The organism is Herminiimonas sp. (genome assembly GCF_030655415.1).
Genome location: NZ_JAURVN010000017.1, coordinates 47945 through 63864 on the forward strand (window position 1 = coordinate 47945; position 15920 = coordinate 63864).

General features: G+C 48.8%; 15 protein-coding genes. 7 read left to right on the top strand and 8 right to left on the bottom strand.

All coding sequences use genetic code 11. From position 1 onward, the window contains the following. Positions 1–47: 47 nt before the first annotated feature. From Q7T66_RS15995 to Q7T66_RS16010, 4 genes are all read left to right on the top strand, one after another. The gene (locus Q7T66_RS15995; RefSeq protein WP_304934097.1) at positions 48–278 is read left to right on the top strand and encodes a helix-turn-helix domain-containing protein; all 231 of its coding nucleotides are present in this window, start codon (positions 48–50) and stop codon (positions 276–278) included. 647 nt (positions 279–925) lie between these two features. Then, the gene (locus Q7T66_RS16000; RefSeq protein ID WP_304934098.1) at positions 926–4069 is read left to right on the top strand and encodes a type ISP restriction/modification enzyme; all 3144 of its coding nucleotides are present in this window, start codon (positions 926–928) and stop codon (positions 4067–4069) included. 114 nt (positions 4070–4183) lie between these two features. Beyond that, a complete protein-coding gene (locus Q7T66_RS16005; RefSeq protein ID WP_304934099.1) occupies positions 4184–5002 on the top strand; it encodes a hypothetical protein in 819 nt (272 codons plus the stop codon). Continuing rightward, the gene (locus Q7T66_RS16010; RefSeq protein WP_304934100.1) at positions 4999–5919 is read left to right on the top strand and encodes a hypothetical protein; all 921 of its coding nucleotides are present in this window, start codon (positions 4999–5001) and stop codon (positions 5917–5919) included. Before Q7T66_RS16005 ends, Q7T66_RS16010 begins: the two co-directional genes overlap by 4 nt. A gap of 98 nt (positions 5920–6017) precedes the next feature. Here Q7T66_RS16010 and Q7T66_RS16015 read toward each other — a convergent pair whose 3' ends face one another. The 4 genes from Q7T66_RS16015 to Q7T66_RS16030 form a co-directional block, all read right to left on the bottom strand. Next, positions 6018–6512 carry a hypothetical protein gene (locus Q7T66_RS16015; protein WP_304934101.1) on the bottom strand — a complete coding sequence of 165 codons (495 nt, stop codon included), beginning with the start codon at positions 6510–6512 and terminating at the stop codon, positions 6018–6020. A 386-nt stretch (positions 6513–6898) separates the two neighbouring features. Continuing rightward, the gene (locus Q7T66_RS16020) at positions 6899–7690 is read right to left on the bottom strand and encodes a ChbG/HpnK family deacetylase (RefSeq protein ID WP_304934102.1); all 792 of its coding nucleotides are present in this window, start codon (positions 7688–7690) and stop codon (positions 6899–6901) included. Positions 7691–7701: 11 nt separating this feature from the next. Then, positions 7702–8109, bottom strand: a complete 408-nt coding sequence (locus Q7T66_RS16025; RefSeq protein WP_304934103.1) for a GtrA family protein — start codon at positions 8107–8109, stop codon at positions 7702–7704. Next, a complete protein-coding gene (locus tag Q7T66_RS16030) occupies positions 8096–9100 on the bottom strand; it encodes a glycosyltransferase family 2 protein (protein ID WP_304934104.1) in 1005 nt (334 codons plus the stop codon). Before Q7T66_RS16030 ends, Q7T66_RS16025 begins: the two co-directional genes overlap by 14 nt. A 192-nt stretch (positions 9101–9292) precedes the next feature. Between Q7T66_RS16030 and Q7T66_RS16035 the strand changes: the two genes are divergently transcribed. Then, entirely contained in the window at positions 9293–10891 is a 1599-nt protein-coding gene (locus tag Q7T66_RS16035; RefSeq protein ID WP_304934105.1) for a glycosyltransferase family 39 protein, read from the top strand. Positions 10892–10980: 89 nt separating this feature from the next. Here the strand turns inward: Q7T66_RS16035 and pdxH are convergent, their stop codons facing one another. Further along, on the bottom strand, positions 10981–11616 hold the full coding sequence (gene pdxH, locus Q7T66_RS16040; RefSeq protein ID WP_304934106.1) for a pyridoxamine 5'-phosphate oxidase: 636 nt from the start codon (positions 11614–11616) through the stop codon (positions 10981–10983). Positions 11617–11935: 319 nt separating this feature from the next. Between pdxH and tcdA the strand changes: the two genes are divergently transcribed. After that, the gene (gene tcdA, locus Q7T66_RS16045) at positions 11936–12805 is read left to right on the top strand and encodes a tRNA cyclic N6-threonylcarbamoyladenosine(37) synthase TcdA (protein WP_304934107.1); all 870 of its coding nucleotides are present in this window, start codon (positions 11936–11938) and stop codon (positions 12803–12805) included. Positions 12806–12838: 33 nt separating this feature from the next. Here tcdA and Q7T66_RS16050 read toward each other — a convergent pair whose 3' ends face one another. The 3 genes from Q7T66_RS16050 to Q7T66_RS16060 form a co-directional block, all read right to left on the bottom strand. Beyond that, on the bottom strand, positions 12839–13891 hold the full coding sequence (locus Q7T66_RS16050) for a GMP reductase (protein ID WP_304934108.1): 1053 nt from the start codon (positions 13889–13891) through the stop codon (positions 12839–12841). Positions 13892–13959: 68 nt separating this feature from the next. Beyond that, positions 13960–14499, bottom strand: a complete 540-nt coding sequence (gene msrA / locus Q7T66_RS16055) for a peptide-methionine (S)-S-oxide reductase MsrA (protein WP_304934109.1) — start codon at positions 14497–14499, stop codon at positions 13960–13962. A gap of 169 nt (positions 14500–14668) precedes the next feature. Beyond that, positions 14669–15307, bottom strand: coding sequence for an AMP-binding protein (locus Q7T66_RS16060; protein WP_304934110.1), 639 nt, complete (start codon positions 15305–15307; stop codon positions 14669–14671). A gap of 112 nt (positions 15308–15419) precedes the next feature. Between Q7T66_RS16060 and Q7T66_RS16065 the strand changes: the two genes are divergently transcribed. After that, positions 15420–15920, top strand: coding sequence for a flavin reductase family protein (locus tag Q7T66_RS16065; protein WP_304934111.1), 501 nt, complete (start codon positions 15420–15422; stop codon positions 15918–15920).

Genomic DNA, 15920 nt, shown 5'->3' on the forward strand with positions numbered 1-15920 from the left:
CGATTAGAGCGTGGCCATGCAGTGTACATTAGCCCACATTCTCGGGGGTGAATACTCCACTTCGAAAACAGTTTGGCTCTACGGTGAAAGCTATGAGACTTGACACTGGGATGTCCCAGGAAGCCTTTGCTGACCGTTGCGGGTTTGCGCGCAGCTACATGAGCCGACTAGAACGCGGTAATGCGAACCCGTCGCTAGACGCTATTGAGAAGCTTGCGACAGCGTTTGAAGTGGACGTTTCGGAGTTGTTCACGATCCAGGTAAAGTCTGCAAAGTGATAAAGCGTGCATAAGAAACGCTCAAGGAATTCGCCCGTTTTTTGTCTTATACATTGGATAGTCTTAGATATATAAGAGTCGACGCGGAAGGGATGCCTTCATCATTCCGGGGAAAATCTGAACTGTCCTTATACATCGTCTAATTCAGTTTCACCGCGGTCCAGTTTCCATTACACAGAACTTATTGTGGGCTGACAGAGGCTGTGTCGACGTATGCAACGACTGCCGCAGAAGCCTTGCGTGGACAAGGGAAATGTCTGCAAGATGGTTGAGTATGCGGATCAACCTTGCTACCAAGTAGCATCTCAAAGTTGCCACTTCATCGCAAACATGCAGATGTTAAATGTCTGCCTTTCGACCCAAAGCGGACGTTTGTCATGCAATGCTACAGCCCTTCTGCTGCATTTTCATCATTGACACATGCCCAACATAGCAACAAGCGTTCGATCGTTTACTACAGCGCGTTTAAATCGATCCGTCGCACGCATGCCTTGGTTAAGCTCTCGACGCAATCTAGCCACTATTATTTATTGATTGGCAATGAGTAGTCATTGATAATACGTAAAACCCAGTTCGGCTGCCTAATCAGTTCAGTTCAGTTCTGATCAGTTGCGTTGCTGACGTACGATGAATCGAAAGAAGTACACGTGAAAATTATTGAAGATTTCATCACCGAAGTAACGAATATACATAAAACCGGAATAGCAACTGAACATTCCTACCGTTCGGCCATTGAAGCTTTATTTCAAGACCTTTCTACAGACATCAGGGCTCTAAACGAACCCAAAAGAGTAGCTTGCGGGGCGCCAGACTTCATCATCAACCGCGATGAACTAGCTATTGGTCATGTAGAGGCTAAAGATATTAATGTTGGCCTTCGTGGCATGAAGGATGCCAATAAGAATCAACAGGAACGCTACCGCAAAGCTCTACCGAATCTAATTTACACCAACTGCCTCGACTGGGACTTCTATCGCAACGGTGATCTTGTAGCTTCTGTCACTGTTGCTGACTATTTGATGGGCATTCAGCCCAATCCCAACCAGTACGAGCGACTGGAAACTTTTTTGCGCGAATTTATCGCGCATCGTCCGCAATCCATTACCAGTCCGCGTGTACTAGCAACGAAAATGGCGGGCAAGGCTCAGCTGATTAAAGATGTTCTGCATAAAGCACTCAAGGCTGACGAAAACTTGCAAACGGAACTCTCTGAACAGTACCACGCGTTCAAAGAACATTTGATCCACGACATCACGCCCGAGGATTTCGCTGATATTTACGCCGAGACGATTGCTTACGGCATGTTCGCTGCCCGTCTGCACGATACGAACTTAGAAACTTTCAGCCGCCAAGAGGCCTTAGCTCTTCTTCCAAAGTCGAATCCTTTTCTGCGTAACCTGTTCACCTATTTGGCAGGCTATGACCTTGACGAACGTATCGCGTGGATTATTGATGATCTAGCGTCGGTGTTCCAAGCTGCTGACGTCGCCAAAATCATGGAGGGTTTCGGTAAGCTCACGGGTCGGAACGACCCCTTCCTACATTTTTACGAAACCTTTCTTGCGGCTTATAACCCGACAAAGCGCAAGGCCCGTGGCGTTTGGTACACCCCCGAACCCGTGGTCAATTTCATTGTTCGTGCTGTAGACAAAGTATTGCAAACCGAATTTGGCATTCAAGAAGGTCTTGCGGACAGCTCCAAAATCAAAATTGACTGGGACACAGGACAAACTGACAAGAAGGGAAAAATTACAACCAAAAAAGAGGTGCATCGGGTCCAAATTTTGGATCCAGCTACTGGAACCGGCACCTTTTTGGCTGAAGTGATCAAACAAATCGCACCTAGGGTTAAAAATGTAGGATCAGGTATGTGGTCGCCCTATGTGGAAAACGAATTGATTCGTCGTCTGCATGGTTTTGAGCTGTTGATGGCATCTTACGCAATGTGCCACATGAAGCTCGACATGATCTTAACGGAGTTGGGCTACAAACCTTCTGGTGCGCCTCCACGCCTTTCTGTTTATTTGACTAATTCTTTAGAGGAGGGCAACCCTGCGAATCAAGCCCTACCTTTTGCCCAATGGCTATCGAACGAGGTTAAACAGGCCAACACGATCAAGCATGACATGCCAATTATGTGCGTAGTGGGCAATCCCCCCTATCTAGGGGAGGGCGGAAAATCGGAAGGTTGGCTGGGTGGGCTCATGGACGATTACAAAAAGGAGCCAGGAGGAAAGGAGAAACTGAAGGAAAAGAATCCTAAATGGCTAAACGACCTTTACGTCAAGTTTATCCGCATGTCTTCACACTTAATCGAAAAGAACGGTGAGGGAGTATTAGGTTTCGTCACTAACCATGGCTACCTCGACAACCCTACTTTCCGTGGAATGCGCTGGCATCTACTAAAAACTTTCGACAAGATCTGGATACTGGATCTACATGGTAACGCAAAAAAGAAAGAGGTTACGCCCGAAGGCAAGCCCGATAAGAACGTTTTCGATATCCAGCAAGGGGTGTCTATAATCGTCGCGGTAAAGAAGAAAGGCGATGCTAATGGCCTGGCAAGTGTAATGCATGGTGATCTCTGGGGAGATCGTGCAACTAAATATGCCGTACTCTCAAAAGAAGAGATTGATGGGCCTATCTTCGCTCCGTTGGAATACAAAGCTCCTCGATTTGCGCTGGTCAGGACGGATCATTCCAGACTTGACATCTATTCCAATGGAATACTGCTATGTGACCTAATGCCGTTACATGGAAACGGCATTGTCACCAAGCGTGATCCTTTAAATATCCAACACACACCAGAGGGAGTGACCCAGGTCGTTCAGGATTTTTTAGGACTTAGCGAGCAGGAACTGCGGCAGAAATACCGTTTACCAAAAGATGTTCGTGATTGGCGATACGAATGGGCCAAGAAAGACATCAAAGATCACGTATCTGATGTGCCTATTCAAGAGATTGGTTATCGACTTTTTGATCGGCGCTTTATATTTTATTCTGGTCGAGCGCGTGGTTTAGTCGGCTGGCCTGTTGCACAGGTCATGCGGCACTATATTCGTGGCGAAAATATAGGCTTAGTAACATCGAAAGCACACCGAGACGCGGACTTCGCTCACGTATTTGTAACTGACAAGCCCACAGAGGCGATTTATTTTTCAGCCACTACAGGCTCGAATGCAATGAATTTCCCTCTTTACCTCTACCCAGAGGAAAACGGACTAGATCAGACCCGCCTTATTAATTTTGAGCCGAACCTACACCGTCGCCTGAAAGAGATTGCCACCCATCCTACTCGTGGCGAACCTAACGAGGTAGAGATTTTTGACTACATTTATGGCGTATTGCATTGTCCGAACTATCGAAAAATTTACGCGCCGTTTTTGAAGTCAGACTTTCCTCGCATTCCATGGCCTGTAACCCCGGACGAGTTTTGGGATATATCGTCTCAAGGTACGACTTTACGTAAACTTCACCTGATGGACAGCAGCACTGTCGGCCCCACATCCTTCCCAATTATGGGTGAAGGCACCAGCATCGTCGAAAAACATCGCTTCGAGAATGGCAAGATCTGGATCAATTCGACTCAGTATTTTGACAATGTTTCCCAAGTGGCTTGGGACTTATACATTGGAGGCTATCAGCCTGCTCGAAAATGGCTTAAGGACCGCAAAGGTAGCGCCCTTACCTTTAATGATGTACAGCACTATCAGCGCATCCTGAAAATACTACTCGAAACAGATCGGTTAATGGGGAAAATGGCAATGACAATGGTTTCCATTGCAGCATGAAGTGTCTGACGCGAGCGTGATTGCTTGCTCTATTACCGCCATATGTATGTGATATCGGAGGGAGCGATAATAAATTACACTGCGTAAATATTATAAAAACTAATAGGTCGGAATATGCCTCAAATATTGAGTTCGTCCGCTTGGCAAGAATTTCGCGGAAAGCCTAAAGGTAAAACATTAAACGAAACCGCTATCCATTTTGCTATCGTTAAAGACGCTCAAGGCAAGCGCCGAAAATGCGCGGTGAAGTTTGTAGATTTGTCGGCTCGCCCAGGTTTGATCTGCGAAGGGTTAGGGTGGCTGCTTGCTGGAGCAACGGATGTACACATCCCAGCATTTGCCGCAGTCTTGATGGTTCCAATCGCCAAACTGAGCGATTGCATGGCTTTGCCAGACTTTTTACATAGTCACACCGAATATCCTGCTTGGTGCGTTGAAATTGTCGACGGCTCGGCCGTAGCACAACTGAGCAAATGGGCCTTCTGGCTAGATAGAGGAAAACATAAGTGCCTGGAAGCGGCAAATACTGCGGTCATGGCGTCTTTTGATTATTGGGTTGATAATCAGGATAGAAACTACGGTAACGTAATCAAAGGTGCAGATGGTAGGTATGTAGCAATTGATCATGAGGCACTTTTGCATGCTCTGCTCTACAAGCCCAGTGGCATCAATTTCGAACTCAGAAGCTTACTAAAAGAAGCTGAGATACGAATGAAACCAGCTCGATTCTTGAAATTCAAATGCGATATGGCAGCTGCCGCGTGCATGCACGACGTAGCAATCACAAACATGAGAGTGCGGTGCATGTCATTTCTAAGCGCAGTTTTGCCCGGCGCCACTCAATCGGCTGATCTTTGGAAAGATGTTGAAATTTTCTTGGATGAGCGTTGCCAAAAAGGCTGGATGTCTAATGAGCTGAAGGTGACGGTATGACTATTAATTTCTTTAATCAAGACGGACATCCGTTCGCACATATCATCGCTGCATCCGAAAAAATAACTCAGTCCATGCACGAAGGACGCTGGATGACCGTGGAACTGCAGCCGGATCTATTTGTCCCGCAACACTTCAGCGTGGGAGTAATTTTTCACGACGGTGACCGATTGCACTATCACCTACTCAGCGACTTCAGTAAGTTCGACTGTATATATGGAAATCAGCTCAACCGAGGAATGGTTGCTGACATGCTGGGGCGCGCCGAAGAAGTATTGCGCAACGCCGCTCAGGCAAAGTTCACTGTTGATAGAGTGGATTTCGGATCGGCTAATATCTTTATTTCTGAGCCCGCCCACACCTCGGGAGAGTCTTCGGAGGCTATTGTTCTTCGTCTTTATAAGGAACTGATTATCCTTGAGCCTCATGAGGAAAAGAAACAGGGAAAACAGTTCGATAGTATGGATACCGCAAAAGTGCGGTCGTTGGTCAATGAAGCCCTTAAAAAGCTAGCGCGAAATGATTATGAAAAGATAGTGCTAGACACTCAAGAGGGAATCATTGTCCCTGGAGAAAACGGGCATTCGCATTACTTCGACATTAACCTTAAAACTCAAAGTGCATGCGGTAGTGTTGTGTCGGCAGTGTATAAGACGCCGAACTCTACTGAAATGAACCTATTGCGAGCAAATCTTGACCTCTCGGCATATGCTCGGATGCAAAATTTGAAAGATAAGGGCGTATTCATGATGTTGCCCGAGCGTAGTAGGTTACAACCTGCAGAATGGAACAAGATCGAAAATGTAGTCGCCGAACAAAGCTGGAAGCTGGAACGCGACGGCTTTCGAGTAGTAGGCTTAGACACTGCAGATGGACTGGCGGAACAGATATACGAATGGGCTAGACCGACGCTGTAGACATCAAGTTGAAGATATTTATACGGTACACAGCCAGGGTTGCAAGACAATCTTGGCGTGGCTTTCACAGCGACATCTGCTTTATGCCGCCTGTACCGCTATACAGAAGTAACGTGTTTAGCCGTGCGTGCCAAGCGATTTCCCATCACCCATGACACATTGATTTCCGCTTGTATGCATTGTGGATCGTCGACGGGGTTCGTAAGCAAACTACCATGAAGTTCAATAGAGTCAATACGGTGTGCTAATGGACTTGCATTTACCAGTCTGATCTCTTGAAGAAGCTCCAGGACGACCTTAGCGGTACTGGCACGAGATAAAGGTAGGTAGGGAGCGGATTTGACTAAGGCGATCGCCAGCGCAGTCCTAGTTAACTGGCACACGTTATCGTGATGGTTAAGAATCTCAAGATACCCGCTTTCGACCAATTTCTCGATTGTTGCTTCTGCCGTCGCTAGGTCAATGAACAGCCAAGCACCAATTACATCAACATTAAAAAGATCATCATGGTTGATGAACATTTCTCGAACGTTCAAAGCGGGCTGACCTGCGATGAAGTCTCGATTTGATATCAGTGAGTGAACGTGTTCCATCAAGTGCATGCCATAGAACAAAGAAAAATAGCCGGTATAAAGTTTTGATACTCGAATGAAAAAAGCATAATTGGATCCCCCTGGTCAAAGTTTGCGCTGTCACAGCTATACCAAGGATAGTCTGCGCACAACTTGGAATGAAGGCGATTGGAGATGTGAGCTAAATCAAAGACGGGTGAAAGCGGCGACTGATACAATCAAACCCCGATTGGCACCCCGAATGAGGTGTCCAAACGAGCCTAATCAGAACGGCAAGTCATGGGAATCAAAGGGTTAGCCATTACGGTAGAGTGCTTCGGGACGCGGGTTCGATTCCCGCCGCCTCCACCACTAATACGCCAAGCCGCTGATTAATCAGCGGCTTTGTCGTTTCTGTCTTATGCAATTTATGCATTCTGAAGTGATAAACGTTCTAGCTTGGTCTGCGTAGCAGCAAGCATCTGTTCAAATTTTTCTGATTGAAAGAAACGATATTCGACTACGCGTTGTTGCGCAATCTCATCATCGGGATAGGCTTCCGTCGCTGGGTGACACATGATTAGCATGCCGGCTTGTGCAGCATCGAGCCAGACTTTAAAACAAGCTGCGTAGTCTTCTTGATCAAAGCCGTACACACCTGCAAAACCGTTATTGCTGGCAACTCTCGCATTCTGCAAATCTTTGGCAAGCGACTGACCACCAAGATATTTTAAAATTTGCGGCTTACCATTCCACTCAGAATTTGCAGGCACAGTGTTGCGTACCCAGATCGCATGATCGGCATAACGCCGCTTGATCACCTTCAGCAGAATTTGGCGCACGCCTGCGAATTGATGCACATGCTGATGACCATCGATAAAATCCGGTGCTTGTCCGAATCCATCTTCAAATGCATCAAGCTGACGCTCCAGTTCGAGCTCCACTTTTCGCAGATCCATGCTGCGCAGCAGGCTGCGTAAAATAACTGTATTCAAACTAGGTGCGTTGGCACCAAAACCCTCGGTCAAATTGAAATGCAAACCGATATCAGCTTGCTCGCGATAAGCGCGCAAAGGCGGTGCCGATATCGACAACCAATTAGGCGCAGTGCTAAAACAACTGACTGCGCTAAGGCGACCTACAGCCAATAACTCAAGAATGCCGGCATCAATCCCTGGATTCTGCGCATAGTCATCGGAACAAAGTGCAATCGGTTTCATGGATTTTTTTATCAATGTGCCGCTTGGCGAAACGCCCACAAGCGGCTGAGTACATAAGTCATCAAGGCGACCGTAAAAACCACCACTGCTAAAGCAAAATAATACGGCCAGCCTGCGTAACGCAACAGCAAATAGAACAGCAATTCGTTCATGCAAAAACCTAGTAGCGCGACCAGCAAGAAGCGTAGAAAAGAGGAATGCTTGCCATCGGTATGCGTAGCAACTGCATCGGAAAACGTCCAATGTCTATGGCCAAAATAACTGACCCAGAATGCAACGAAAAAACCACCGACATTCGCTTGCAGCGGATCGATATGCAACAGCTCAACCAGCGCAATCACAACCCAGTAATGCACAGCAGCAGCGGTCAAACCGACTATACCGAAGCGCGCAATCCGTAATAATTCAATCAGGCGCATGCGCTTCTTTTGCAGTACTCGTCAACGGACCATTATCGATGTCATGCGCAACTACATAGAGTGGACGTTTTTTGACTTCGTCATATACGCGCCCTACATACTCACCCAACACGCCGATAGAAATCAGCTGTATCCCGGAAAAGAACATCAAGCCTGCCGCCAACGTAGACCAGCCCGGTACATCATTACCAAAAAAGATGGCTTCGCCCGCAATCCAGAATGCGTACAAAATTGCGATGATGGAAATCACGACACCGACCGCGCTCCATATTCTCAAAGGCAAAGTGGTGAATGCAGTCACGCCGGCCAAGGCTAGGCGGCTCAGGCTGCGATAGCTAAAACTCGAAACGCCAGTGGCTCTATCGTTCGGTACAAAAGGCAACGCGATGCTACTGAAGCCCACCCATGCATACAAACCCTTCATGAAGCGATTGCGTTCAGGCAGTTGACGCAAGGCATTCACGACCTGTCTATCCATCAAGCGGAAATCACCAGCATTGCGTGGAATCGTGATCGGCGCGCCGGACTCCATCAGATGATAAAACATGCCTGTGCCCCAGCGCTTTAGACGTGACTCATTACTGCGATCACTGATTACGCCGTACACCATATCGATGCCGCTTAGCCACAATCGCACCATTTCAGATAGCAATTCCAATGGATGCTGGTAATCGCCATCCAGCAAAATCACTGCATCGCCTTTGGCCGCATCGATGCCGGCCGACAGTGCAGCTTCCTTGCCAAAATTTCTGGAAAAACTGATGTAACGCAAACCCGCATCTTTCAGCAACGGCGCCATTACCACATCGGTATTATCTTTACTGCCATCATTGACGACGATGATTTCATAACAGGTGGCGAAGCTTTCCAGAGTTTTTCGCAGGTCTTGCAAAAACGCCGCGAGATGCGCAGCCTCGTTGTATGCGGGAATCACGCAGGAAATCAACGCATCGGCCGGGCGATGTTTCGGCAGTGCGGTCAATGTCACCATGAGAAAAACCTTTCTGGATAATGCGGACAAACAGCCTAGAAGCCTTTAACGATCAGTGAATCAGGCCGGCTGCAGGGTAAAAAAGTTAGCGGAGCATTCTGGCCAACGATTATAATTCACCGCCACTGTATGCGATTGCCAAACTGGAATTGTTTGCATATTTCGACGTACACAACCTACTTTCTAACGATGATGCCAACTCAGCCCCTACAGCCAGTTTCTTCGTCCAATAAATTCATTCGACTGTTTTCGCCCAGCGCGGACAATATCGCGCCTCTGGTCATCCTGCTACTCTTGTTGCATCTGGTGTTATGGAGCGTCTTCACCGGCATCAGCCATAGGTCGCCGGACTGGGACAATATGGAAGAGCTGGTCTGGGCCAGCGGTCTGGAATGGGGATATTACAAACATCCGCCGTTACCTTCATGGATACTGTACGGCTTGGTATCGATCTTCGGCCGCCCAGTCTGGCTGACTTTCTTCACCGGCCAGTTGAGCGTGATCCTGGCCTTGTGGATGGTCTGGAAGCTCGGTTGCGAAATGACTTCGCAACGTCGCGCCTTGATCGCTACTTTGCTGGTTTCCGTCGTTGCCTACTTTACGGTACGCGGCGTGATGAACAATCACAACACGATGCAATTGTGGTCAGTTGCCGGCGCAATCTGGATGTTTTATCGCGCGACGCGTACCGGCAGCATGCGTGCCTGGGCGCTGCTCGGTTTCTTTTGCGGCTGCGCTTTCCTGACTAAATACAGCGCGTTGATTCAATTTGCAGCATTCGCTTTGTATCTATTGCTGACCGGCCATCTGCGTCGCGCGCAAACATGGAAGGGCATCGCCTTATCGACAGCCATTCTGATCGCAATAGTGACGCCGCATTTGCTGTGGCTCAAGCAACAAGCCACCGGACCAGTCGCCTATGCCGGTAGTGAAATGGTGCCGCAAGCCAGCTATTGGCTGGAGCTGCAGGATTTGTTCAGCTTCTCACTTACGAATCTGGGACGCATCGCCGCCATGTTGCTTGCCTTGGCCATCGTTGCTATCTGGGCTTCGCGTCAATTCAAGTCAGTGCCAAAATCTGCCCGACCAACGACTATCGCCAGCCAGTTGGCAGCTTCTGATCGTTTCTTCCTGCTGGTGATTGGTATTGCTCCGCTAGTTTTGACGATGTTGATTGCTGGCGCAATGAAGATTCCACTGGCAGCGCACTGGGCCACTACCTTCTTCATTCTGTTTGGATTTTTCTCGTTCTGGGTTTTGCGTAGCAACGACGATGTCTCGCTGTTGCGGAAAACGATCATCGTTATTGTCGTCATGCAGATACTCGGCGCAGCCGGTTACGGCTTGGCACGCGGTCCGCTGGCTGATAAATCAGGACGTCCTAGCCGCGCTACCTTCCCAGGTGCAGAAGTGTCGCGCCAAGTGCATGCAGCATGGCAGGCGAATATGCAAACACCGTTGAGACTTGTGGCGTCGGACACTTGGTTAGGCGGCAATATCGCTACGCATATCGGCCCGCAAGTACAGGTTTTGATCGATGGTGATTTCGGCAAATCGCCGTGGGTAGATGAAGACAAGGCAGATAAATGCGGGATGCTGGTTGCGATCAATCGCAGCAAGGACAACCCGGATGATGTTGATAATGAAGTGATCGCCTTGATGGCGCAAAGCACGCAGCATGGGATGCTGGATATTCCATGGACCAAGAAAGCTGGCGGCCCGCGAGTCGAGATCGAATGGGGCATCATTCCGCCGCAAGCTGAGTGTAGCGAGAAGCCAGCTTCTCTCTAAGGTTTCGCTCTCATTTTTTGCTGTAACTCTTCTACTGCTCTCGTCAGCGTATTCGTAACATTAACTCACGTTGACGAGAATATCCCGCCTCAAGGTTGCAGACGCTGCCGCTTCCATTGACCGTCTTTCTCCAGCGTATACAGAATACGATCATGCAGGCGTGACCTGCGCCCCTGCCAAAACTCTACGTAATCCGGCTTCAAGCGATAACCGCCCCAGTGTTTTGGTCGTGGTGTCGTATCGCCGTACTGCGCTTCCGCGTTGGCGTATTGCGCCTCCAGCGCGGCGCGATCTGCGATCAAGGTGCTTTGTGCAGAAGCAATCGCACTCAAGCGGCTCTTGATCGGGCGGCTTTGAAAATACTGCTCGCTCTCTTCTGCCGAAACTTTTTCGACGCGACCTTCGATACGGACTTCTCGTTCCAATGCAATCCAGTGAAACAACAAGGCTGCATGCGGATTTTTATCCAGCTCGATACCCTTGCGACTTTCGTAATTGGTAAACCACGTAAAGCCGCGGGCATCGAAATCCTTGATCAACAAAATACGTGACGAAGGTCGACCATTTTCACCAACGGTAGACACACCCATCGCATTCGGTTCTGGCACTTCAGCGCGCAAGGCCTCAGCAAACCATTTTGAAAACTGCACAATAGGATCAGCATCTGTATCCGTTTCTGACAAATCAGCTTGTGTGTAATCAGTACGAATATCTGCTATCGACATGAATTTTCTTTCTATACATTGATGGTGCGTTGAAAGCGCACCGCATCACTATTCTGTCATGCATGCCTGAAAATTTGGCCTGAACAATCAAGATTCCATTCCGCTTGAATAAAACGCTGTTTCAGCCGAGCCTTGGCTCTTTGCTACTTTGAGATTAAAGCGAACATGCGCTCCTGAATTGATCCACCTCAATCTATTCGCAGAATACCGCAAATAATTTGGCAACGTGCGAGCCGACACACCACGCCTTACAAGCATTTTAAGTAAAAGAAAAACGACACAAGCAAGCTTTGCCTTCGTCGTCCGTTAAAATGGCGGCATGAATTCCCTTTCCGCTTCTACCGCCCCTTCCCCCGATCACGAGATCGATTTTGACCGCCGTTTTGGCGGGATTGCACGCCTGTATGGCTCCGCTGGATTAGCTCGCTTTCGCGCAGCTCACGTCTGCGTAGTCGGCGTTGGCGGCGTAGGTTCCTGGGTGGTAGAAGCATTGGCGCGTAGCGCCATCGGCCACATCACCATGATCGATCTGGATAACCTCGCGGAATCCAACGTCAATCGGCAAATTCACGCGCTGACCGATACTTTGGGTAAAGCCAAGGTGACAGCTTTGGCCGAACGCATCGCGCAAATCAATCCTTATTGCGTCGTCACAGAAATCGAGGATTTTCTGACTGCAGATAATCTGGACGAGATGATAGGCACGCGCAACTACGATTACATCATTGATGCGATCGATAACGTCCGTGCCAAAACCGCATTGATTGCGTACTGCCGCAAGCATGGATTGAAACTAGTAACGATAGGTAGCGCCGGCGGACAAATCGACCCGACACGAATTGAAGTGCTGGATTTATGCCGGACAGAACAAGAGCCTCTGCTGGCAAAAGTACGCAAGCGCTTGCGCGCAGAACATGGTTTTCCGCGCGGCACAAAAAACAAGTTTGGTATTGATGCGGTGTTCTCTACCGAACCCTTGCGCTTTCCTGAGGCCGAAGAAACATGTGCGGTAGGCGGCGATAACGCTGATGAATCAGCAGCAGGGATTACCGGGCTCAACTGCGCCGGCTTCGGATCTGCAATGGTGGTGACCGCTTCATTTGGCTTGGTCGCCGCGGCTCACGTATTGCGCAAGCTGGCGGCGGAAGCTGATGTTGCCAGTGCAGCCAATCAAATCAAGTCCGAATAATCTCGACCTCTAATCGTATATCGATTTGCTGCGTCAGGATTTGCCAAAAGCTTCATTCAATTGCTGCGTGACGCGTATGAAGGTAGTCCGCTTCGTCAATTCCTTCAACTTGTGCGCGCCGACATAAGTACATGCGGATCGCACGCCGCCTAAAATATCCTGCAAGGTAGTAGCGACCGGGCCACGATATTCCACCAGCACTTCCTTGCCTTCTGCTGCACGATATTCCGCGACGCCACCTGCGTATTTTTCCATTGCTGCACGACTGCTCATGCCGTAAAAGCGCTTGAATTTTTTGCCGTCGCGCTCCACCACATCGCCAGCGCATTCATCATGACCAGCCAGCATGCCGCCCAGCATGATGAAGTCCGCACCGCCACCGAATGCCTTGGCCAGATCGCCAGGCACCACACAACCACCATCAGCGCAAATCTGGCCGCCTAAACCATGCGCAGCATCGGCGCATTCAATCACCGCAGATAACTGCGGATAACCGACACCCGTCATTTTTCGCGTGGTGCAAACCGATCCTGGCCCTATACCAACCTTGACGATATCTGCGCCAGCCAAAATCAATTCTTCAGTAATGTCGCCGGTCACGACGTTGCCAGCCATGATGGTCAAATGCGGAAATGCCTTGCGTACCTTTTTGACGAAATTGATGAAGCCTTCGGTGTAGCCATTTGCCACATCAATACATACATACTCGATTGCATTATCGAGCTGCTCCATCACTGCTGTAAATTTTTCGTAGTCAGACGGGCTGATGCCCATTGAATAAAATGCACTTGATGCCGCAGCATCACCGTTCTTCATAGTCAGAAAAAAGTGCGTCAGCTCATCCACTGAATAATGCTTGTGCAAGGCCACCGACAAATGATGCGCGGCAAGCGCACGCGCCATTTCCATGGTGCCTGTGCTATCCATATTCGATGCAATGATGGGAATACCGCGATAGGTTTTGCGAGAGTGATGAAATATGAATTCGCGCCGAATATCAACTTCCAGACGCGATGTCAGCGTCGAGCGCTTGGGGCGTATCAGCACATCCTTGAAGTCCAGTTTGACCGATTCTTCGATATGCATAAGACCTCCGTGACAGCATAGTCAAACTCAGCACAACAACTTCAAAGCATCAGCTTCGGAATTACAGATCAGGACAAATCGGTCTTCAGTTTGTCGCGAAAGATTTGTCGAAACTTGGAAACCTTGGGCGCAACGATAAACGCGCAATAACCCTGCATAGGATTGAGTCTGAAATAATTCTGATGATATGCCTCAGCCTTGTAATAGGTTTCGGCCGGAGTGAGTTCGGTGACGATAGGTGCGTCCCACACATTTGCCATTTCGCACATGACATGCTTGGCAGTTTCATGCTGCTCGGGCGTTAGATAATAAATCACCGAGCGATATTGCGTGCCTACGTCATTACCTTGGCGATTCAAGGTTGTTGGATCGTGAATAGTAAAAAATACTTCGAGGATTTCACGGAAGCTGACGACTTCAGAATCAAATGTCAGACGTACTACTTCAGCATGGCCGGTCGTGCCTTCGCAAATTTGCTCATAACTTGGATTCGGAATCTCGCCGCCGGTGTAGCCAGACTCAACACTCGTGATGCCTTTCAGCTGTTGATAAACAGCTTCCGTGCACCAAAAACAGCCGCCGCCAAGAATTGCGATTTCCGTTGCCATACATTTACTCCGTGTTGGATAAGGTTATTAATAACTCTATTAAAAACCGTGACTAGACGTCATGACTGTAGCGCAAAGCGATAAGCGTGCATAGGAATCGGATATGAATTTGCGTATCCATTAGCGCATCAACAACGCGGACATAGACAATCCAAACTACAAATCACACTCAACGGAAAATGATGGTGCCACCACCGACCAGTATCGGCAAAACCTGCGGCGCAAAAATATCTGCGTCAAACAAAGCTTCGGTAATCCTGAATTCGCTTGCCGAACTGGACACTATATGTGGCTGCGCATCCTCCAACAACTGGCCTAAACTTTTCTCGCTCTTTTGCACGCTGCCGTTTGCCTGAGCTGTAAGCGAAATCAAGCTGGTCTGATTCATATCTTCACTCACAGGCGGGTTATGTTGACAGCGTGTGGCAATCAGCGAGCACAAATTGGCTATGACAGGTACTGCAGGTGACACTTCAAATATCGTTTCATCATCATGCAGCAATAACGCTGCTGAAATATTCTTCAATATCGCGATACTGTCCTGATGCAATGGCGCGTGCTCCAAAGGTAACAACTTCGCGCCGCAACGCGCAACCGCGATATACAACATCAATGCATCTTGATGCCCCTGCCCCCAGTACACAACGGTATCACCGGCTTTGACATGCCACTCGCTGGTTAAACGTGCGGTAGCACGTTCGATGCGTGACCAGAATTTTCTGTATGTGACAGTGCGACGACTCGAGCGCGATGCAATGGCATTCGGCTGGGTCGCGACATGGTGACGCAAGATGGTAAAAAGATTCATGTTCAAATTTCTCCGTAGCCTTGATTCTACGGAAAAACCCAATGGACGACGCGGCGTTTAACCATGAGAGTGATTTTTTTCGGCATAATGAATGAAATTTCCTGGATCATCGATGTCTATTACTTCACCACCCAAAGTCACACCCGTTGTTGATGCACGCCACTTCCGCGATGCACTATCTCAATTCGCGACTGGCGTTACCGTTATCACGACGCGTTTACCTGATGACAGCTTTCTCGGCATCACGGCAAGTTCATTTAATTCGGTTTCGCTGAGCCCGCCATTAGTCCTGTGGAGTCTGGCGCAAAGTGCGAACAGCCTGCCTGTTTTTACCGGCAATTCTCACTACGTCATCAATATCCTGGCGGCCGATCAAGCAGCACTGGCGAATCAGTTTGCGCGTCCGAGCAAGAATCGTTTTGAAGGTGTGGAGTTCACGCTATCACCAACCGGCTTGCCGATTTTGGCTGGCGTTGCAGCATGGTTTGAATGCCATAACCGCAGCCGCTATCCAGAAGGCGATCACGTTATTTTTGTTGGGGAAGTTGAGTGTTGCGATGTGTCGCCGCAAGAGCCATTGGTGTTTCATGGCGGCCGCTTTTTGTCCGAATAA